Genomic DNA, 20,911 nt, shown 5'->3' with positions numbered 1-20,911 from the left:
AATGTGAACAATCTGCCATGCACTCTACGCATGGAGGATATGCGCGGAGTCGTCTGCCGCGGCGTCATATGCCGTGCTAAACGCCGCGCTAACGCTGACCTGACAGCGAACCGATGCGCGTGGGCGGGTAAGACCATCTGACGCATTGGACTCGCTGAAGGGTCGTTTAGAGCTAAACAAATTTTCTGCGCCGCACGGCGTCCAGAGACAAGGCACCCGACGCGGTGCACCAAGGGAAGAGGGCCTATGAAAGACAACTCGCCGGATATTGATCCAACCGAATCCCAAGAATGGCAGGATGCGATCGAGGACGTGATCGAGCGTGACGGTGCCGACCGCGCGCATTTCCTCCTCGACAAGGCCGTTCAGCGGGCGCGTGCCGCCGGGGCCAAGCTGCCGTTCTCGGCAACCACGCCGTATCAGAACACGATATCGCCGGATGACGAGGTCGAGATCCCCGGCGACAAGGACATGGAATGGCGGATCCGGACAATCAATCGCTGGAACGCGATGGCCACGGTGGTCAAGCGCAACAAGGAATCAAGCGAATACGGCGGGCATATCGCCAGCTTTGCTTCCTCTGCCGCGCTTTATGATGTCGGGCTGAACCATTTCTGGCGGTCCAAGTCGGCGATCCACGGTGGCGATCTCGTGTTCTTTCAGGGCCATGTGGTTCCGGGGATCTATGCGCGCTCCTTCATGGAGGGCCGGATTTCGGAAGAAGAACTCAAGAATTTCCGCTCCGAGGTCGCGGGCGGCGGTCTGTCAAGCTATCCGCATCCTTGGCTGATGCCCGATTACTGGCAGTTTCCCACCGTCTCGATGGGGCTTGGCCCGCTCATGGCGATCTATCAGGCGCGGTTCATGAAATACATGCACAACCGCGGCCTGATCGATGCGGGCGACCGCAAGGTGTGGGCCTTCCTCGGCGATGGCGAGATGGACGAGCCGGAATCGCTCGGTGCCATCGCGCTTGCCGCACGCGAGGGGCTCGACAACCTGATCTTTGTGGTCAACTGCAACCTTCAGCGTCTCGACGGGCCGGTGCGCGGCAATTCCAAGATCGTTCAGGAGCTTGAGGGCGATTTCCGCGGTGCGGGTTGGGACGTGATCAAACTGATGTGGGGCCGTGGCTGGGATGACCTGCTTGAGCAGGACACCTCCGGCAAGCTGCGCCAGTTGATGGACGAGACCATCGATGGCGACTACCAGACCTTCAAGTCGAAGGACGGCGCCTATATCCGCGAGCATTTCTTTGGCAAATACCCCGAGACCGCCGAACTCGTGAAGGACTGGACGGACGATCAGATCTGGGCGCTGCGCCGTGGCGGCCATGATCCCAAGAAGGTCTACAACGCGTTCCTGCGGGCGACCAAGGCTGAGAACCAGCCCACGGTTCTGCTGGTCAAGACGGTCAAGGGCTACGGCATGGGCACGGCTGGCGAAGGCCAGAACACGACCCACCAGCAAAAGAAGATGCAGTTCGATCAGCTCAAGGCAATGCGGGACCGGTTCCAGATCCCCGTTACCGACGAAGAGCTTGAGAAGGATGTGCCTTTCGTCTCGCTCAACAACGCGCAGAAGGCGTATCTTGCGGAGCGGCGCAAGGAGCTTGGTGGTGCCTTCCCGAAGCGGTTCACGGATTCACCGTCGCTGGAAGTCCCGCCGCTCGAGGCGTTCAAGGGACAGCTCGAAAGCACCGGCGACCGCGAGATTTCCACCACGATGGCTTTCGTGCGGATCCTCACAACGCTGCTGCGGGACAAGAAGATCGGCAAGCAAGTGGTGCCCATCGTGCCCGACGAAAGCCGGACCTTCGGGATGGAGGGGCTGTTCCGCTCGGTCGGGATCTACAACCCTCTGGGTCAGACCTACACGCCGCAAGACCGCGACCAGATGATGTATTACAAGGAGAGCAAGGACGGCCAGGTTCTCCAGGAAGGCATCAACGAAGCGGGCGCTATGGCGGACTGGATTGCGGCGGCAACCTCCTATTCGAACCACGGCGTGCCGATGGTGCCGTTCTACATCTACTACTCGATGTTCGGCTTCCAGCGCATCGGCGACCTGGCCTGGGCGGCCGGCGACAGCCGTGCGCGCGGGTTCATGCTGGGCGGGACGGCCGGGCGCACGACGCTGAACGGCGAGGGGCTCCAGCACGAGGATGGCCACAGCCACATTCTTGCCGGGACGATCCCGAACTGCATCAGCTATGACCCAACTTTCTCCTACGAGGTGGCGGTGATCGTCCAGCACGGTCTGAAGCGGATGTTCGCGGATCAGGAGGACGTTTATTTCTACCTGACCCTGATGAACGAGAACTATGCCCATCCGGCCATGCCGATGGGCGCCGAAGAGGGTATCGTCAAGGGTCTTTACCGGATGCAAAAGACGAACCGTCCGGGCAAGAAGCACGTCAACCTGATGGGCTCCGGCACGATACTCGTTCAGGCGATGATGGCCGCGGAGATGCTGAAGGAGGACTTTGGTGTCACCTCGGATATCTGGTCTGCGACGTCGTTCAACGAACTGGCGCGCGACGGCCAGGACGCGGCGCGTCACAACCGGCTCAACCCGTTTGCCGAAGAGCGCATTCCCTATGTCACGGAAACGCTCAGGAGCGCGAAAGGGCCGATCATCGCGGCGACGGACTACATGAAGAACTACGCCGAGCAGATCCGCGCCTTTGTGCCCGGTCGCTACACGGTGCTCGGGACGGACGGCTTCGGCCGCTCGGACAGCCGGGTGAACCTGCGGCGCTTCTTCGAGGTGGATGCCAATCACATCGCAGCGGCCGCCATGGTCGATCTCTGGCGCGAGGGTGCGGTCAGCGACAAGGACCTTGAGGCAGCCATGAAGAAATACGACATCGACGGCGGCAAGCCGAATCCGCGCATCGTATAAGCGGAACGAGAGGACAAAAACGTTATGACGACTGAAGTTAAAGTTCCCGATATCGGCGATTTCTCCGACGTGCCGGTGGTCTCGATCCTGGTTGCCGTAGGCGATACGATTGCCGAAGAGGATCCGATCGTCGAACTCGAGAGCGACAAGGCAACCATGGAGGTGCCGTCGTCCCATGCCGGCACTGTCAAGGAAATCAAGGTTTCCGAAGGGGACAGCGTGTCCGAAGGCTCGGTGTTGTTGATCATCGAAGCGTCGGGCGGTGCTGCCGCCGACGCGCCAAAAGAAGAAGCGCCAGCGCCAAAGGCAGAAAGCGCACCGGCTGCCGCGACTGCTGCGGCTCCGGCTCCCGCTCCCGCGCCGGCATCCAAGACGGATACCGGTTTCTCGAAAGCGCACGCTTCGCCTTCCGTCCGGGCTTTTGCGCGCCGGGTCGAGATCGACCTGAACACGGTCAACGGCACGGGGCGCAAGGGGCGGATCCTGCGCGAAGATGTCGAGAAAGCGCTCAAGACCCAGTCTGTCCCCGTTGCTGCCGCCGGTGGTGCTGTTTCGGGTGGCATGGGGATCCCGCCGATCCCCGCCGTGGACTTCTCCAAGTTCGGACCGATCGAAGAGATCGAGATGCCCCGCATCAAGAAGATCTCCGGTCCCGCGCTGCACCGCTCCTGGCTCAACATTCCGCATGTCACGCATAATGACGAGGCGGACATCACCGAGCTCGACAAGTATCGCAAGGAGATGGACACGCAGGCCAAGGAAGAGGGGTACCGCGTCACGCTGCTCTCCTTTGTCATCAAGGCCAGCGTCTCTGCTCTGAAGCAGCATTGGGAATTCAACAGCTCGATCCACCCCGATGGCGACAAGCTGATCAAGAAGGATTTCTACAACATCGGCTTTGCCGCCGATACGCCGAACGGCCTGATGGTTCCGGTGATCAAGGACGCGGATCGCAAGGGCCTCGTCGAGATTTCCAAGGAGCTGATGACGCTGTCCAAGGCGGCGCGCGAGGGCAACCTCAAGTCCAAGGATATGCAGGGCGCGACCTTCACCATTTCCTCGCTGGGCGGGATCGGCGGAACAAGCTTCACGCCCATCGTGAACGCGCCGGAAGTGGCGATCCTCGGTCTGACTCGCTCGAAGATGGCCCCGGTCTGGAATGGCGAGGAATTCGTGCCGCGTCTGATGCAGCCGCTGTCCTTGTCTTACGATCACCGTGCCGTTGATGGTGCCTTGGCCGCGCGCTTCTGCGTGACGCTCAAGACGCTGCTCGGCGATATGCGCAAGTTGATGTGGTAAAGGGAGCTTAGACACATGGATATCAAGGTTCCCGATATCGGTGATTTCACCGATGTGCCCGTTGTCTCAATCCTCGTTTCCGTTGGCGACACCGTTGCCGAGGAAGACCCGCTGATCGAGCTGGAATCCGACAAGGCGACGATGGAAGTGCCGTCGCCCGCCGCCGGGAAGATCACAAGGATCACCGTCTCTGAGGGAGACAAGGTCTCTGAAGGCACGGTGATCGCTGAAATCGAAGCGGCGGACGCGCCTGCCGAGGCGGCCGCGCAAGGGGCCGAAGAGGCACCCGCCGCGCCGCAGACTGTTGCGGCCACGGGCACTGCGTCCGGACCCGGTGACGTGCATGCGGAAGTTGTTGTTCTGGGTTCCGGTCCTGGAGGCTACACCGCGGCGTTCCGGGCCGCCGATCTTGGCAAGAAGACCGTGTTGATCGAGAAATACGGCACGCTTGGCGGTGTCTGTCTCAACGTGGGCTGCATCCCGTCAAAGGCACTTCTTCACGTAGCCAAGGTCATCACCGAAGCCGAGGAAATGGCCGGTCACGGCATCAGCTTTGGCAAACCGGAAATCGATCTCGACGAGCTGCGCAGCTTCAAGGATGGTGTCGTCAGCCAGCTGACGGGTGGCCTTTCCGGCCTCTCGAAGGGCCGCAAGGTCGAAGTCGTTCGGGGTTTCGGGAAGTTCACCGGACCGAACATGATCGAAGTGGACGGGCCCGACGGCAAAAAGACCGTGAGCTTCGATCAATGCATCATCGCCGCGGGATCCGAGCCTGTTGCGTTGCCGTTCATTCCGCATGACGACCCCCGCGTGATCGACAGCACCGGCGCGCTTGAGCTCAAGGACATCCCCGAGCGGATGCTGGTCCTTGGTGGCGGAATCATCGGGCTCGAGATGGCCTGCGTCTATGATGCGCTCGGCTCCAAGATCACTGTCGTCGAACTGATGGATCAGATCATTCCGGGCGCCGACAAGGATCTCGTGAAGCCGTTGATGAACCGCATCAAGGGCCGGTATGAGAACATCTTCCTCAAGACCAAGGTCACGGCGGTCGAGGCCAATGACGATGGGCTCAAAGTGACGTTCGAGGACGACAAGGGAGAAAGTTTCTCCGATATGTTCGACAAGGTGCTTGTTGCCGTGGGCCGCAAACCCAACGGCAAGCTGATCGACGCCGACAAGGCCGGTGTGGCTGTGGATGACCGCGGCTTTATCGCCGTGGACAACCAGCAGCGGACCGGTGTGCCGCATATCTTTGCCATTGGCGACGTGGTCGGCCAACCGATGCTGGCGCACAAGGCGGTGCATGAAGGGAAGGTGGCCGCCGAGGTCTGCGCCGGACACAAGCGCTATTTCGATGCAAAGCTGATCCCGTCCGTAGCCTATACGGATCCGGAAGTGGCGTGGTGCGGTCTTACGGAGACGGAGGCCAAGGCGAAGGGTATCAAGTACGAAAAAGGTGTGTTCCCTTGGGCGGCCTCCGGGCGGAGCCTGTCCAACGGTCGCAGCGAGGGCATGACCAAGCTGCTCTTTGATCCGGCGGATGACCGGGTGATCGGGGCCTGTATCGTTGGCACAAACGCGGGGGATTTGATCTCCGAAGCCGCGCTGGCGATCGAGATGGGCGCTGATGCTGTGGATCTCGGTCACACCATTCACCCCCACCCGACACTGTCAGAGACGGTGAACTTTGCTGCTGAAATGTTCGAAGGCACAATCACCGACCTGATGCCGCCAAAAAAGAAAAAAGCCTAAGCGGTTTGCCAATCGCGTTTTGGTGAGGCAGCAGCATCACCCGAACGCCTCGCATCACTTAAAAAGGTCGCCCGAGCGGGCGGCCTTTTTTTGCGGGTCGTGGAATAGGGCGCGCATCGTTGCGGAAAGAGCAGTAGCCTGTGCCGACTTTTTGGGGAGCTTTTCCTATGGCGATGACCATTCGACCCGCGACGCGGGATGATATTCCGGTGTTGGTGCCGCTGTTGACAGAGGATGTGCGGCAGCGGGAGGCGCTCGATGGAGCGCTTTGGTCCGCCGCCGCCGATGCCGGCGTCCGGATCGAAGCAAATTTGCGGACGGCGCTTCACCCGGACGGTTCGCCCGTCCGCCATTTTTGGCTGGTGGCAGAGCGGCAGGGCGCCGAGGGCAAGATCCTCGGTGTGGCCCACGCGATCCTGTTGCCTGTTCCGCCGATCTATGCGGGCGAACAGGGCATGCCGGGTTTGATCATGGAAGATTGCGCAATTGCTCAAGGCGTTGGCGGCGATGTGCGCATGGCTTTGCTCGACGCAGTCGAGGTGGCTTTGGCGGATGCCGGGGCGCGGATTATTCTTGGTTCCTCTGTTCCGGCTGGCGCATGGGCTGTGGACATGGGCCGTCGCGGCTACGCGGCTCTCACGCATTACTACCCGAAAGAGATGTCGGACCTGTCGGCTCCGGGCATTGACGTGCGACATGCGCGCGAAAGCGATGTGCCGGGTCTCGTGCGTGCCAGCGCAGAGAACCGCGAGACACTTTTTGCGATCGACGCGTTCTGGAAGCCGCATCCCGACGCCGATGCACGCTTTGGCGCGTGGATGACCAAGAGCCTCACCTTGCCGGATCGCGATATGTTCGTCGCCGATAAGGGCGATGGGTACAGCATCGCGCAACCGGCAACAGCTTTGCATCTGCCTGCCGGTCACGAGATCAGCGCAACAGGGATCATCGACGATTGGTACCACGCCGAAATGCATGATGCGCAGGCGCTGGCAAATCAAGGCGCCGCGTCCAGCGCGCTGCTGCGGGCGGCAGAGCGCGCCTTGCAGACGCGGAACATGCGGGTGGCGATGGTTGTGTGTCCCGCCGGATGGCGCTCGAAGCGCGCGGTTCTCGAGCGAGCGGGATATCACAAGGCTCTGACCTGGTGGATCAAGCGGGCCTGAGTCCGAGGGAGGCGGTCTGCCGGGTTTGAGGCGTGATCGAGTGACCTCCCCAACCGCGCAGTCGTAGGGGACTGAGGCGCCCCGGTGGGGCGACTGTCTGTTACCTCGTTCCGCGAGCGCCCGTCAGATGCCGACGAAGCGCTGGGCAATGCGGGGCAGGAGACCCTTGAATTTCAGAGGTGCATCAGTCACCGCGAGGCAAATGCAGTCTTCCGATATGTCGGCCACCGGAGTGTGATGCATATCCTCGTGCGCGACCTCGATATCGCCTCGTGCAAAGGTTCCATCTTCGTCAGAGAAAGCGCCCTTTAGCACAAGTGTCAGTTCCATACCGCCATGTGAATGGTCCGGCACCGCCGTGCCCGCCGGGATATAGAGCAACCGTGCGGAGGCATCCGACGTCGTCGGCAGGATGGCTTGTTTCACCCCCATGCCCACGGGGCGCCATTTGACGTCTTCGATCGAGCCGCCGACATAGTCGCGAAGCGGCTGCGGCAGCACGGAGTCCTGTGGGACAAGCGGCCGGTCCGGTGCGGCCCACGCGCCATTGCGGATCAGGTCGAGCGCACCATCAAGGCACGCATCCGAAACATCGACTGTTTCAAGATGGTCCATCGTGGCGCCGCCCAGCGCGTCATAGGCTTCAACCGCTGCACGACAGTCATCGCATAACGAGACATGGGTCGCGACGATCAGGTTCACGGCTTCCGGCAGCGTGCCTGCGGAATAGCCGAGTAGCAGCTCATCTGTGAGATGGTGTGTAATGGTGTTTGGTCTCTTGTCTGACATGGGTGTAACTACGGGTATCCTGGGGTGTCTGGTTTAGCGTCGTGAGGGGGCACGACGTGTATTGGGTCGTCAGGTGGCGTCCATGGCGTGTCGCAATCGATCGAGCGCCAAACGTATTCTTGATTTTATGGTCCCGAGCGGCAGGCCGGTCTGTTCGGCGATTTCTGACTGGCTCAGATCGCCAAAATAGGCCTTTTCGATCAGGTCCCTCTGTTTTTGCGGCAATGCCGCGATTGCGGCACCCAATTTTTCGCTTTCCTGTTGCAGGCCGAGTGCCTCGGCTTGATCAGGCTCCGACTCCGGTCCCCACGGCAGGTCCTCGGGTTCGGGGCGACGCTGCTTGCGCAAAACGTCGATTTTCTTGTTGCGCGCGATGGTGAAGATCCACGTCGAAACCGACGCACGGGATGGATCGAACTGCGCGGCCTTGTGCCAGACCGTCGCCATCACTTCCTGCACGCATTCCTCGGCCAGTGTCGCATCCGCACCGGACCGCATGAGGAACGCCTTTACCCTTGGCGCAAAGTGCCGGAACACCGTCACAAAGGCATCCTGATCGCGATTGTCGCGAATGCGGATGAGCGCCTCGATCATGTTTTCAGACAACGGGTCTTTAGGGTGGGTCTTTCTCTGCAAGTCCACACTTTTCTTTCTGCCGGACTCAAACAAGGTCTCGATATGGCGCGGGAGCTGCGCTGTGGGCGCTGTGTGCCCATCGGAGCTATCGACCGGAGATGCATGTCCAAACATATGAGAGTTACGTTCTCTGAACCGTATCGGATCAAAAATATTTTTCCCAACAATTTCGGGGGATGAAACTCATCCAGCGCGGGGTCTGGCTCGTAAACATTAGAGAAAAGACAAGTAGGGACGACTTTACGATGCCATTTGAAGCCCGCGCAGCAGCGCCAAGACGGATCGCCATCATCGGGGCCGGAATTTCGGGGATGGGAGCGGCGCACATGCTCGGGGACGATCACGACGTCACGCTCTTTGAAGCAGAGCCCCGTCTCGGCGGTCACGCCCGCACCAAGGTCGCCGGCAAACGCGGTGATCAGCCGGTGGATACGGGGTTCATCGTGTTCAACTACGCCAACTATCCTCACATGGCGCGCCTGTTCGAGGCCCTCGATGTGCCGGTGGTGAAATCGGACATGAGCTTCTCCGCCTCTCTCAACGGCGGACAGATGGAATATGGCTTGCGCACGCTGGGTGCGCTCTTTGCCCAGAAGCGCAACGCGGTCGATCCGCGCTTCTTGCGGATGGTCCGCGACATTTTCCATTTCAACAAACATGCGCTCGACCGTGCGCAGGATCGCACCCTGAGCCTTGGTGACTTTCTGGAAAAGCTGGGCACAGGCCCGTGGTTCCGTGACTATTACCTCTTGCCGCTCTCCGGTGCGATCTGGTCGACGCCGACATCCAAGATCCTGGATTTCCCGGCACACGCACTGATCCAGTTCTTCGAGAACCATGCCTTGTTACATCATAGCGGCCAGCATCAATGGTACACGGTTGACGGCGGTTCGGTGCAGTATGTCTCCCGGCTTGAAGCCGCGATGCGCAAGCAGGGGACGAAGCTCCGGCTTGGAGCGCCGGTCGAGACGGTTCGTCGGGAGCCCGGCAAGGTTTCAATCAAGGCGCAGGGCGCCTGGGATACGTTTGACGACGTTATCTTTGCCACCCATTCCGACGACAGCCTGCGCATGCTGGCCGATGCCACACCGGTCGAGCGCGGTGCGCTGGGCGCCGTCCGCTATCAGCCGAACAAGGTCGTCTTGCACGCGGATGAAGCGATCATGCCCAAGCGCAAGGTGTGCTGGTCCTCGTGGAACTACGTCGAGGCGCCGCAGGGCGCGATGAATACCATCGACCTGACCTATTGGATGAATTGTCTCCAGCCCATCCCCAAAGACGACCCGATGTTCGTGACTTTGAACTCCAATCGCCCGATCCGCGAAGAGCTGATCTATGACGAGACGGTTCTGCGCCACCCGGTCTACGATCTGGCTGCCCTCGAAGGTCAAAAGCTTGTTGCCGCGAGCAATGGCACCCATAACACGTGGTTCTGTGGTGCGTGGATGAAAAACGGCTTCCACGAAGACGGGCTTTCGAGCGCGGTCGACGTGGTAGATGCCATCCGCGCGCGTGACGCCGTGATGGTCGAGGCGGCATGATCCCATGAGCAGCGTCGATCATATCGCAGGGCACACCTATCACGGGCGCAAGGGCGCCATCGGGAATGCATTCCGCTATTCCGTTGACTTCGTCATGCTCGATGCAGAGGACACCGATCCGCGCGTGCCGCGGCTTTTCTCGCGCAACAAGGGCAATGTCACATCGCTGCACGATGTCGATCACGGCGGCATGCCGGGCAAGGGTCGCGGGGCCGGTTGGGCGCGGGAGGTTCTCGAGGCGCACCAGATCCGTGCCGATGGCCCGTTGATGCTTCTCGCGCAGCCGCGCATGTTCGGGCATGTGTTCAACCCGGTCTCCTTCTGGCTGGGCTACACGGCCGACAACAAGCTGATCGCGGTCATTGCCGAGGTCACGAACACGTTCGGGGACAGGCATTCCTACCTTTGTGTGAAGCCGGACCGGTCGGAAATAGTGCCGAGTGATCGGATGGTGGCGCAGAAGATCTTTCATGTGTCGCCTTTTCAACCGGTTGAGGGCGGCTACCAGTTTCGCTTTGATATCTCCGAGGACCGGATCGGCATCTGGATCGATTACTCCTCTTCCAAGGGCGGCCTGATTGCCACGCTTTGCGGTGCCCGCCGGGAAATGACCACAGGCTCCGTGCTGCGCTCCTTGATCCTCCGCCCGTTCGGGGCACGTCGCGTGCTTGCGCTGATCCATTGGCAGGCGCTGAAGCTGTGGTTCAAGGGTGCCCGCTACCGGACCCGTCCGGAGCCCCCGATGGAGGACGTGACACAATGACAGATCGGGAGGGCCGCATAGAGTGACGGAACGCCTCGGGGCGTATGCGGTTTTTGCAGGGATCCTGGCGGCCGCAGGGCTGCCCATCTACATTCATGCTCCCAAGGTTTACGTGGACACGTATGGTGTGAGTCTCGCGGCGCTGGGCTCTGTCCTCTTCGTTTTGCGCTTGTTCGACGTGATCCAGGATCCGCTCTTTGGCCGGATTGCCGGCGGGCTTGAGGGGCGGCGGGGTGTTGCCGTGACCATTGGCGGCGCGACCATGGCGCTCGGCATGATCGGGCTGTTCGCTGTGGCGCCACCGATGGAACCCATTTGGTGGTTCGCCATCACGCTTACCTTGGTGTTCTCGAGCTTTTCGTTTCTGAACATCGCCTTCTACTCGACGGGTGTTGCCAAGGCTCAGACCATGTCCGGCGAGGGCCATCTGCGCCTTGCGCGCTGGCGCGAGGGCGGCGCCTTGATCGGCGTGTGCCTGGCGTCCTTGGCTCCAAACGCTCTGGAAGCGGTCGGTGTGCCGCCGTTTGTTGGTTATGCGCTGGTATTTGCAGCGGTGGTGGTCCTGGCCATTGTGTTGATGCAGCGCGAGTGGTCGCTTTCGGCGGACCTGCCACAGACCGGGTTCGGGCCCGTTCTGCGGGATGGTCTGGCAAGGCGTTTCCTGCTGATTGCACTGATCAACGCGGCGCCCGTGGCGGTGTCTTCGACGCTGTTCCTGTTCTTCGTGGAGGGGCGGCTTGAGGCGTCGGGTTGGGAAGGGCCGCTTTTGCTGCTGTTCTTCCTGTCGGCAGCGCTGGCAGCCCCGGTCTGGGGCATGTTGGCAGAGCGCTGGGGCGCTCGGACCGTGTTGCTCGGGGCCATGGCGCTGGCTGTTGTGACCTTTTCCGGTGCCTTGTTTCTGGGACCGGGTGACGTTGTCTGGTTCGCGCTGGTTTGTGTCGGGTCGGGAATGGCCATGGGCGCCGACCTCACCCTGTTGCCTGCGATGTTCTCGGCCCGAATGGCGCGGGTTGCGCCCAACGCGGCAGAGGGATTTGCGCTGTGGTCTTTCGTCTCGAAGGTCACGCTGGCTTTTGCGGCCGTTGTGCTCCTGCCGCTGCTGGAGTGGCAGGGTTACGCGAGTGGAACAGATAACCCGGCCTCGGCGCGTGCGGCGCTGACGGCCTTGTACGCCGGGGTTCCCCTGGCGTTGAAACTCGTGGCGATCCTGCTTTTGGTCGCCACCCCTATCAAAGAGGAGGATCTGTGATGGAAGCCCTCTATTACATTGTCATCGGCGCCGTCATGATGCTGATTTTGGGATACCTGCGGGTGCGCTATGCGGCGTTCCTTGGTCAAAGGCCGCAGGATTACGCAAACGCGCCAGGAGAGGCGCTCGACCTGCCGCGGCACCTGAACGGTCCGATCATATGTGAAGGTGTGATCTATGGTCCGCTTGGCCGCGTGTCTTCCCGGTTTGTCGGCGAGTTCGATGCGCGCTGGGAAGGCAACAAGGGTGTGATGACGGAGCGGTTCACTTATGATGACGGATCGGTTCAGGATCGTGAATGGACTCTCGTCCTTGGAAATGACGGACGGGTCGTGGCAACCGCACCCGACGTGGTGGGTGAAGGGGCCGGGGAACAGGCCGGACCGTCCTTGCGGCTGTGCTACCGAATCCGCCTGCCTGACGACGCGGGCGGGCATATTCTTGATACGGTCGATTGGATGTATCTTGCGCCAAACGGGACGATTGTGAATCGAAGCCAGTTCCGGAAGTTCGGGATCAAGGTGGCCGAGCTGGTTGCAACCATGCGCCGCGAGGAACCGGTCTAGCGCACGGCGCGTTTGTGTCACAAGCGCGGGGCAGGGCGGAGACGGCCCGCGCTGCGCAAGCAGAGAGGGGCGGCGACGGGGACGCCCGCTCTGCCACGGTTTGAGAAGGCCCCAGCGGCAAAGGAGACACCTGTGAGACAATGGAACGGCAAACGATACTGGTTGGTTGGAGCATCCGAAGGTCTGGGCGAGGCGCTTGCGGAGAGGATGAGCCGTTCCGGAGTCGAGCTTGTCCTCTCGGCGCGATCCGAAGACAAGTTGCAGGCGCTGGCCGACAAGCTTCCCGGCCGGGCGCGGATTGCGCCGCTTGATGTGACGGATGCTGCCGCTGTCTCGAGGGTTGCCGATGACATCGGCGACATCGACGGGGTTATCCAGATGGCCGGGGTGTATTGGCCCTTCGGCGCGTCCGAGTGGGATCCCGAAAAGGCGAATGCTATGGCCGATATCAATTTCACCGGCGCGATGCGTCTCATGGGGGCCGTTGTCCCGAAATTCGTTGAGCGCGGCACCGGGCATATCGTGCTGACCGGGTCTCTGTCGGGCTTCCGTGGTTTGCCCAACGCGGCGCCTTACACCGCCTCGAAGGCTGGTGTGATGGTTCTTGCGGAATCTCTTTATGCGGATCTGCACAAGACAGAGATCGATGTGCAGCTGGTCAATCCCGGTTTCATCAAGACCCGTCTGACCGACAAGAACGATTTCAAGATGCCGTTCATCATGGAACCCGAAGAGGCAGCCCGGGTCTATTTCGAACATCTGAGCGGCAGCACCTTCAAGAAGTCATTCCCGACCGCGTTCGGTCTGCTGTTCCGGGGCAGCCAGTTTCTTCCGGACTGGCTCTACTACCGCCTGTTTGCCTGACGGTCATCACAAGGTTTGCTTGGTGCCGGCGGAACGCGGCGCCTGTTTCGAGAGCCAATCCGCTCAATGGCCAAGATCGATGCGTGGTTTGCGCAAGATCAAAGTCACATTGCTCAGACAGGTTCAGGGTGGGAGAAACTTGAACCGGGAGGTCGCAATGGAAAAAATCTCACCAAGGCAAGTCGCCGCCGTGATCGTGATGGCGCGAGAGCTGGGACGCGCGGAGGGGGAGCTGCGTGCATTCATCGACCGAATGGATGAAGAAGCGCAAGCTGCTTTGGTGGCTGTGATGTGGGTCGGACGCGGTGCGTTCGAGGCAGAAGACTATGCGGAAGCGTATGAAACCGCTTATCGAGAGGCTTCGACCCCGACGGCTGATTACCTGATTGGCACACCCCACCTGTCCGATAATCTCGAAGCCGGTCTCGAGGCTCTGGGCTACGACGTTTCCGAAGAGGAAAACGAGGTCCTGTAAGCCCCTGCGCCGCGCCCAGCGTTGTCACGGGGCTCGCGGGTTCGGTGCCCGGTGTTCTGCGGGGATCCGTTGACAGGCGGGGCGCGTCGCGGGCAGGTGTGCCAAGGGCATCCTGAAGGGTCGCCGCTGCATCACCGAAGGGCGCGGCCCTTGAGGATGGCGTCCTCGCCAAATCGCTTCCGGATCGCATCGGTTGCCCGTTCCGCCTTGGCGCGGCTTTCCGCGTTGGGATCCAGTAGATCGCCGGCGCGATCCGCCTGATCCTCAGACACGAGATCGGAAAGACCGACACCCAACAGCCGGTAAGCCTGTCCGGTTGGCACCTGATCAAAAAGACCGCGCGCAACCCGATAGATCCGGTCTGCGATCTGCGTCGCATCGCCCAGCGAGAGGCGTCTGGAAATCAGCGCGAAATCCGATTTCTTGAGTTTGAGCGTCACGACACGCCCCGCAAGCCCCTTTGCCTTGGCGCGGTCGGCCACCTTTTCGGCCATGCGCCACAGGTGCCCGTCGAGAATGTCCGGATCGTTGGTATCGTCGCTGAAAGTGGTTTCATTGGAGATGGATTTCATCGGTGCATTGCGGGTAACGCGCCGTCGGTCTTCGCCCCGCGCGAGGTGCCAAAGCCGGTCTCCCATCCCGCCAAAGCGTGCAATCAGGTCTTGTCTGTCCCAGCGCAGAAGATCGTCAAAGGTTCGAATGCCAGCGCGGTCAAGCTGTTCCTGCGCTGCCGCCCCCACGCCCCAGATCAACCGCACAGGTCGGGGGCGAAGAAAACTCTCGGTCTCCGCCTTGCCGATAATCGAAAAACCGCGCGGTTTGTCGAGATCGGAAGCAATCTTGGCGAGAAACTTGTTGTGTGACAGGCCGATTGACCCGGTCAGACCAAGCTCTGCCTTCATACGCTTTATCAAGCGCGCCAGCATCACTGCGGGCGGCGCGCCATGGAGTCGCTCCGTGCCTGTCAGATCCATGAACGCTTCATCGAGCGACAAAGGCTCAATGGCCGGTGTCAGCTCTTCCATCATCGCGCGAATGGCTCGGGAGGCTTCGGTATAGGCCTCGAACCGTGGGCGAACGATCACCGCATCTGGGCAGAGTTGCAGCGCCTTGAACATGGGCATCGCGGAGCGCACGCCCTTGATCCGCGCGATGTAACATGCGGTGGAGACGACGCCGCGCCGACCGCCGCCAATGATCACCGGTTTGTCTGCAAGCGCGGGATTGTCGCGCTTTTCAACGCTTGCGTAGAACGCATCGCAATCCATATGCGCTATGGAGAGTGTTTCAAGCTCGTCATGGGTGATGATGCGCGGACGCCGACAGGCGGGGCATCGTGTGCCCTTGTCGAAACGGGTGAGACAGTCGCGGCACAGGGACGGCATGAGCGATCAAGACATGACAGGGTTGGATGAGTCAGGTTTACGCGAATTGCGGCGCAAGCGCCATGGCTGAGCCCGGGGCGATCTTCACCGGTGCCAAGCTCATGCTGCACATCGGGCCGGACCTCGTGGTGTTGCGGCGGGACAGGACGCCGGGCATTCCCTGGCCCGGGTATCTCGATTTCCCCGGGGGCGGGCGGGAAAACGGCGAGACCCCTGACGCATGCGTGTTGCGCGAAACCTATGAAGAGATCGGTTTGCGCGTGCCTGCCGACGCTTTGCGCCGTGTGCATCTGCGCGAGGCGGCGGATGGCAAGCGGCACTGGTTCTTTGCTGCGCACCTGCCCCTATTCTGGGGCCGCGACATCACCCTCGGCGACGAGGGCAGCGCTTGCATGCTCATGCCGCCGAAGCGGTTTATCGCGGCCGAGGACGCAATCCCGCATTTCCGGAAAATCCTTGCGGCCTACCGAAAAGATGTCGGGCCGTGATCCGGCAGTTTGTCATCAGCTAGGGGAGGGGAAGATCGGACCGTCGACATAGTCTCATGACAACGGCCCGATCAAGCTGCGTGACCTGAGGGACAGGAAGGCCACTGGCAGAAACTCCGCGCAGGCACCGCGGATACTGTCATAACTACGCAGCGCGCAAAAAGTTGCACGGGGTTTCGATTTTTTCTGGTTTTTCGCGCAAGCTACTCTGAAGGCGATCTTTTTTCCCAAAGTTGGCGAGTGCGGAACGCAGAAGCCCGTCGGCGATCATGTTGAACTCCGCATCGAGGCCGGCAGAGCAACTGGCGGGCAGTCGCCGAGGCCCATCGGGGAAATGGAACGTGACCAGCGCTTCGAAAGCGCTCGTGGCCGGGTTATATGAAATCTTGCCAATTTCGGTTTTCAGTTGGGACATGCTCGTGCCTCCGAGAGTTGTTCCACGGTGTGATTGCCTGTGGATAACTTGAAGTTGGGGAGGAAGTTCCCTCGTTTTGAGAGGGAAACACGAAACTGTGTTCCCCGGAAATGGAGGTATTCCTGCCCCAAGCTCAAACCGCGCAGAGTTGCGCGCCGCGCGCATTCAGGCCCGACGCCAGAGCACATGTCCCCAATGCCGGGCCGAGAGTGTGTTGAAAGGCGGGTCTTGTCTGTCAGGTCGCGGAGCGCAGCGCTTCCGTGATGGCCTCTGCTGCCGCACGAGGGTCGGCAGCGCCGTGCACCGGACGTCCGACCACGATGTGATCTGCTCCGTTTGCGATGGCGAATTCAGGGGTCGCAATCCGTTTCTGGTCTCCCGCGTCCGCCCCGACAGGCCGCACGCCGGGTGTCACGATCAGGCGGCCCTCCGCCTGTGGCAGGGCGCGGATCATCGCGGCCTCGTTCGGAGAGGCGATGACGCCATGCGCGCCGGCTTCAAAGGCGCGTCCGGCCCGTTCCGCCACGAGGTCCGGGATCGCGCCGTCCCGGATCAGGCTTGCATCGAGATCCTCCCGATCGAGCGACGTGAGGATCGTGACGGCGAGGATTTTCATGTCGCTGTTTGCCGCGCCTTCGCGCGCGGCGCGCACAACATGCGGGTCGCCGTGGACCGTTAGGAAATCCAGATCGAACTGTGCCAGACCGCGCACGGCCGCTTCGACCGTCGCACCGATATCAAACAGCTTCATGTCGAGAAATATGCGCTTGCCATGCTCTTCCTTGAGTTCATTGGCGAGCGCGAGGCCGCCGCCGGTCAGCATCCCGAGGCCGATTTTGTAAAAATGCACGGCGTCTCCCAACGTGTGCGCCAGTTCCAGTCCCGCGACGGCATGGGGCACGTCGAGGGCGACGATGAGCCGGTCATCCGCGTGTGGCGTTTCGGGGTCGGACATTCGGATTTCCTTTTCTGACATCGGGGACATGCGATGCCGGGATATCCGGTTGGCGCCCAAGGTCAAGGCTTGGTGATGGGGCCCGCGACCCGCTGAGGCGGCGCCGCTGTCTCGCGAGGAGTTTATCGCCGGCGCGACAGCAGAGCGGAACACGACGCTCGGAGTGTTGGTTGCTCCCCTGACATCCTTGAAAGGAGAAAGACATGACAGACCGCAAGAAAACGACCCCGACGTCCGGCACTCTGGCGCGCCCGGCGATCATCGCCGTAACGACAGCTGCCGTTATCGGCGCGGGAATTGCCGTGTTCAGCCCCGATACCGCCTCCAAGACGGCGGGATATGACCAGGGCGGCGTGGCGCAGAACCCGACAGGTGCTGGCTCCAACATTGATGGTGTCGTGGGCCTGTCTCAAGATGGGGTGACCCTGCAACCGGATGAATCGGGCCTTATTTCGCATAGTGCGGCAAGCGACCTGTCGGCGATTGAAAGCCCTGAAACCGTTCCGGTCGCTGATACGGACCGTGCCTTGCTCAGCGCGGATGAGGTGATTGATCCGGAAGGCGGTATGGTTGACCCGGAGACGGGCCTTGTCAGCCCGATACCGGAAAACGCCGCAGGAGCTGTCGACAGGCAATCCGCGTCGGATGACACATCCATGCCGGCAGACGGTGTGACCGGCAGCGAAGGATAAGAGCCGCGCCGCGCGCCGAGGCTGCTGACAGTCGGGCGATCGCGCAGAAACGATCCCGGATCGGGTGGCGCGGTGATCCGTCGCGACGCTCTATGCGCTGCGCTGCGGGACTTGCGCGGAACTCACCCATCACGGCGCGCTAACAAAGTGACATTATTGCAACGCGACCCCCTTGAACCGGGGTCGTGCCATAGCCATTTTGATAAGCGAAGGCCCCACCCCTCACGTGCCGCCACAGGGCGTGAACTCAATTTTTGGGGCGCTTGTCGAAAAGGAGAATGCCATGAACTTAGAGAAGTTCACGGAGCGGTCGCGCGGCTTCATTCAGGCGGCACAGACCATTGCGATGCGCGAAAGCCATCAGAAGCTTGCCCCAGAACATCTGTTGAAAGCGCTGCTCGATGATGAGCAGGGCATGGCCGCAAACCTCATCGAGGCGTCTGGCGGTCAGACGGATCGTGTGGTGCAGGTTCTGGAAACCAAGCTTGCTCGCATTCCGAAAGTCACCGGTGATGCGGGGCAGGTTTACCTTGACCAGGGCACCGGAAAAGTGCTCGACGAGGCTGAAAAGCTGGCCAAGAAGGCGGGCGACAGCTTTGTTCCTGTTGAGCGCATTCTGACGGCGTTGGCGATGGTCAAGTCGCCCGCGAAGGAGGCGTTGGAGGCTGGATCGGTCACACCGCAGGCGCTCAACAGCGCTATTAACGACGTGCGCAAAGGGCGCACAGCGGACACGGCGTCCGCAGAAGAGGGCTATGACGCGCTCAAGAAATACGCGCGCGACCTCACCGAGGCGGCCGAGCAAGGCAAGATTGATCCGATCATCGGCCGCGACGACGAAATCCGTCGTGCGATGCAGGTCCTGAGCCGCCGCACGAAGAACAACCCGGTGCTGATCGGGGAACCGGGCGTGGGTAAAACCGCGATTGCCGAGGGGCTTGCGTTGCGCATCGTCAATGGCGACGTGCCTGAAAGCCTGCGCAACAAGAAGCTTCTGGCTCTGGACATGGGGTCGCTGATTGCCGGTGCAAAATATCGTGGTGAATTCGAGGAACGGCTCAAGGCCGTGCTCAACGAGGTCACGGCTGCGGCCGGTGAGATTGTGCTTTTCATCGACGAGATGCACACCTTGGTCGGTGCGGGCAAGGCAGATGGCGCGATGGACGCGTCAAACTTGCTGAAGCCGGCCCTGGCGCGTGGCGAACTGCATTGTGTGGGCGCAACGACGCTCGATGAATACCGCAAACACGTGGAGAAGGACGCGGCCCTCGCACGGCGCTTTCAACCCGTTGTTGTGCAGGAGCCGACGGTCGAAGACACGATCTCCATCCTGCGGGGCATCAAGGAGAAATACGAGCTGCATCACGGCGTCCGGATTTCTGACTCCGCGCTTGTTGCCGCTGCGACCCTGTCCAATCGCTACATCACCGACCGCTTTTTGCCGGACAAGGCCATCGACCTGATGGATGAGGCCGCAAGCCGCCTGCGTATGGAGGTCGACAGTAAGCCCGAGGAGCTGGACGCGCTGGATCGCGATATCTTGCAGAAGCAGATCGAAGTCGAAGCCCTGCGGCTCGAGGACGATCAGGCATCCAAGGATCGTCTGGCCAAGCTCGAAAAGGACCTCGCCGATCAGCAGCAGCAATCGGCCGAGATGACCGCGCAATGGCAGGCCGAACGCGACAAGCTCGCCTCTGCGCGGGATCTCAAGGAGCATCTCGACCGGGCGCGTGCGGAGTTGGAGCAAGCCAAGCGGCAGGGTGATCTGGCCAAGGCCGGGGAGCTTTCTTACGGCGTGATCCCGCAGCTCGAAAAGCAACTGGCCGATGCTGAAAAGCAAGATGACGACGTGATGGTCGAAGAGGCCGTGCGCCCGGAACAGATTGCCGGTGTCGTGGAGCGGTGGACCGGTATTCCGGTCGCCAAGATGCTGGAAGGCGAGCGCGAAAAGCTGCTTCGGATGGAAGACGGGCTGCACAAGCGGGTCATCGGCCAAGAGCAGGCCGTGCGCGCGGTCGCCAATGCCGTGCGGCGTGCTCGGGCGGGTCTCAATGACGAGAACCGGCCGCTCGGATCGTTCCTGTTCCTCGGGCCCACAGGGGTCGGGAAAACCGAGTTGACCAAGGCCGTTGCCGAGTTCCTGTTCGACGATGACAACGCGATGGTGCGCATCGATATGTCCGAGTTCATGGAAAAACATGCGGTTGCCCGTCTGATCGGCGCGCCTCCGGGCTATGTCGGGTATGACGAAGGTGGCGTGCTCACCGAAGCGGTGCGGCGGCGTCCGTATCAGGTTGTGCTTTTCGACGAGGTCGAAAAAGCGCATCCGGACGTGTTCAATGTGCTGTTGCAGGTGCTTGACGACGGAATGCTGACCGATGGTCAGGGCCGCACCGTGGACTTCAAGCAAACGCTGATCATTTTGACGTCCAACCTTGGGAGCCAAGCCCTGAGCCAGTTGCCGGACGGCGCCGATGGCAGCCAGGCAAGACGCGATGTCATGGACGCGGTGCGGGCACATTTCCGTCCCGAGTTCCTGAACCGTCTTGACGAAACGATCATCTTTGACCGGCTCAAGCGTGAGGATATGGTCGGGATTGTCGATATCCAGATGGCACGGCTGCTCAAGCGGCTCGCGGCGCGCAAGATCAGCCTCGAGCTTGATGAGGGAGCACATAAGTGGCTTGCCGAAGAGGGTTATGACCCGGTCTTTGGGGCGCGTCCGCTCAAGCGGGTGATCCAGCGCGCGCTGCAGGATCCGTTGGCAGAAATGCTGCTTGCGGGTGATGTCGCCGACGGTGACACCGTGGTTGTGAGCGCCGGGGCCGACGGGCTGATCATCGGGGATCGTGTCGGCGCTTCGAACCGGCCAAAGCCGGATGATGCCGTGGTGCATTGACCGCGTTTGGGTTCCTCGCCCAGCCGGAAGGCCCCGTCCAAGCGGACTTAGGGCGTGCCGCCCTGCATAC

At 61.3% G+C, this 20,911-nt stretch carries 18 protein-coding genes; 13 read left to right on the top strand and 5 right to left on the bottom strand.

Annotated features, from left to right (window positions below; translation table 11 throughout):
- Nucleotides 1-246 precede the first annotated feature (246 nt).
- The 4 genes from aceE (at nucleotide 247) to J1C49_RS10360 (ending at nucleotide 7,124) form a co-directional block, all read left to right on the top strand.
- Nucleotides 247-2,904: a pyruvate dehydrogenase (acetyl-transferring), homodimeric type gene (aceE, locus tag J1C49_RS10375; protein ID WP_227445753.1), complete on the top strand. Its 2,658-nt coding sequence runs from the start codon at nucleotides 247-249 to the stop codon at nucleotides 2,902-2,904.
- 24 nt (nucleotides 2,905-2,928) lie between these two features.
- Nucleotides 2,929-4,203 (top strand): dihydrolipoyllysine-residue acetyltransferase, encoded by a 1,275-nt coding sequence (aceF, locus tag J1C49_RS10370; RefSeq protein WP_227445752.1) that lies wholly within the window; start codon nucleotides 2,929-2,931, stop codon nucleotides 4,201-4,203.
- A gap of 15 nt (nucleotides 4,204-4,218) precedes the next feature.
- Entirely contained in the window at nucleotides 4,219-5,958 is a 1,740-nt protein-coding gene (gene lpdA, locus J1C49_RS10365) for a dihydrolipoyl dehydrogenase (RefSeq protein ID WP_227445751.1), read from the top strand.
- Nucleotides 5,959-6,125: 167 nt separating this feature from the next.
- Nucleotides 6,126-7,124: a GNAT family N-acetyltransferase gene (locus J1C49_RS10360; protein ID WP_227445750.1), complete on the top strand. Its 999-nt coding sequence runs from the start codon at nucleotides 6,126-6,128 to the stop codon at nucleotides 7,122-7,124.
- A 123-nt stretch (nucleotides 7,125-7,247) separates the two neighbouring features.
- Here the strand turns inward: J1C49_RS10360 and J1C49_RS10355 are convergent, their stop codons facing one another.
- Nucleotides 7,248-7,913: a ChrR family anti-sigma-E factor gene (locus J1C49_RS10355; RefSeq protein WP_227445749.1), complete on the bottom strand. Its 666-nt coding sequence runs from the start codon at nucleotides 7,911-7,913 to the stop codon at nucleotides 7,248-7,250.
- Between the two features lie 69 nt (nucleotides 7,914-7,982).
- Nucleotides 7,983-8,507, bottom strand: coding sequence for a sigma-70 family RNA polymerase sigma factor (locus J1C49_RS10350; protein ID WP_227445813.1), 525 nt, complete (start codon nucleotides 8,505-8,507; stop codon nucleotides 7,983-7,985).
- Nucleotides 8,508-8,794: 287 nt separating this feature from the next.
- Here J1C49_RS10350 and J1C49_RS10345 point away from each other — a divergent pair, with 287 nt between their 5' ends.
- From J1C49_RS10345 to J1C49_RS10320, 6 genes are all read left to right on the top strand, one after another.
- Nucleotides 8,795-10,090 (top strand): NAD(P)/FAD-dependent oxidoreductase, encoded by a 1,296-nt coding sequence (locus tag J1C49_RS10345; protein ID WP_227445748.1) that lies wholly within the window; start codon nucleotides 8,795-8,797, stop codon nucleotides 10,088-10,090.
- A gap of 4 nt (nucleotides 10,091-10,094) precedes the next feature.
- Nucleotides 10,095-10,853, top strand: coding sequence for a DUF1365 domain-containing protein (locus tag J1C49_RS10340; RefSeq protein ID WP_227445747.1), 759 nt, complete (start codon nucleotides 10,095-10,097; stop codon nucleotides 10,851-10,853).
- 22 nt (nucleotides 10,854-10,875) lie between these two features.
- Nucleotides 10,876-12,102 carry an MFS transporter gene (locus tag J1C49_RS10335; RefSeq protein ID WP_227445746.1) on the top strand — a complete coding sequence of 409 codons (1,227 nt, stop codon included), beginning with the start codon at nucleotides 10,876-10,878 and terminating at the stop codon, nucleotides 12,100-12,102.
- Nucleotides 12,102-12,668, top strand: a complete 567-nt coding sequence (locus tag J1C49_RS10330; RefSeq protein ID WP_227445745.1) for a DUF3833 family protein — start codon at nucleotides 12,102-12,104, stop codon at nucleotides 12,666-12,668. The genes J1C49_RS10335 and J1C49_RS10330 overlap by 1 nt, the downstream gene beginning before the upstream one ends.
- Nucleotides 12,669-12,800: 132 nt before the next feature.
- A complete protein-coding gene (locus J1C49_RS10325; RefSeq protein ID WP_227445744.1) occupies nucleotides 12,801-13,532 on the top strand; it encodes an SDR family NAD(P)-dependent oxidoreductase in 732 nt (243 codons plus the stop codon).
- A gap of 157 nt (nucleotides 13,533-13,689) precedes the next feature.
- The gene (locus J1C49_RS10320; protein WP_227445743.1) at nucleotides 13,690-14,007 is read left to right on the top strand and encodes a DUF3775 domain-containing protein; all 318 of its coding nucleotides are present in this window, start codon (nucleotides 13,690-13,692) and stop codon (nucleotides 14,005-14,007) included.
- Between the two features lie 131 nt (nucleotides 14,008-14,138).
- On the opposite strand, the gene J1C49_RS10315 is transcribed toward J1C49_RS10320, so the two are convergent.
- A complete protein-coding gene (locus J1C49_RS10315) occupies nucleotides 14,139-15,392 on the bottom strand; it encodes a DNA polymerase IV (protein ID WP_227445742.1) in 1,254 nt (417 codons plus the stop codon).
- Between the two features lie 26 nt (nucleotides 15,393-15,418).
- Between J1C49_RS10315 and J1C49_RS10310 the strand changes: the two genes are divergently transcribed.
- Nucleotides 15,419-15,880 (top strand): NUDIX domain-containing protein, encoded by a 462-nt coding sequence (locus J1C49_RS10310; RefSeq protein ID WP_227445741.1) that lies wholly within the window; start codon nucleotides 15,419-15,421, stop codon nucleotides 15,878-15,880.
- 145 nt (nucleotides 15,881-16,025) lie between these two features.
- On the opposite strand, the gene J1C49_RS10305 is transcribed toward J1C49_RS10310, so the two are convergent.
- Nucleotides 16,026-16,295, bottom strand: a complete 270-nt coding sequence (locus J1C49_RS10305) for a hypothetical protein (RefSeq protein WP_227445740.1) — start codon at nucleotides 16,293-16,295, stop codon at nucleotides 16,026-16,028.
- A 235-nt stretch (nucleotides 16,296-16,530) separates the two neighbouring features.
- Nucleotides 16,531-17,250: an orotidine-5'-phosphate decarboxylase gene (pyrF, locus tag J1C49_RS10300; RefSeq protein WP_227445739.1), complete on the bottom strand. Its 720-nt coding sequence runs from the start codon at nucleotides 17,248-17,250 to the stop codon at nucleotides 16,531-16,533.
- A 203-nt stretch (nucleotides 17,251-17,453) separates the two neighbouring features.
- Between pyrF and J1C49_RS10295 the strand changes: the two genes are divergently transcribed.
- Entirely contained in the window at nucleotides 17,454-17,942 is a 489-nt protein-coding gene (locus J1C49_RS10295; protein WP_227445738.1) for a hypothetical protein, read from the top strand.
- Nucleotides 17,943-18,225: 283 nt separating this feature from the next.
- A complete protein-coding gene (gene clpB / locus J1C49_RS10290; RefSeq protein WP_227445737.1) occupies nucleotides 18,226-20,841 on the top strand; it encodes an ATP-dependent chaperone ClpB in 2,616 nt (871 codons plus the stop codon).
- Nucleotides 20,842-20,911 lie beyond the last annotated feature (70 nt).

Origin of the sequence: Cognatishimia sp. F0-27 (assembly GCF_020667845.1) — a bacterium.
Lineage (GTDB): Bacteria > Pseudomonadota > Alphaproteobacteria > Rhodobacterales > Rhodobacteraceae > JAFMPQ01.
This window is presented reverse-complemented; position numbering and strand designations above follow the sequence as displayed.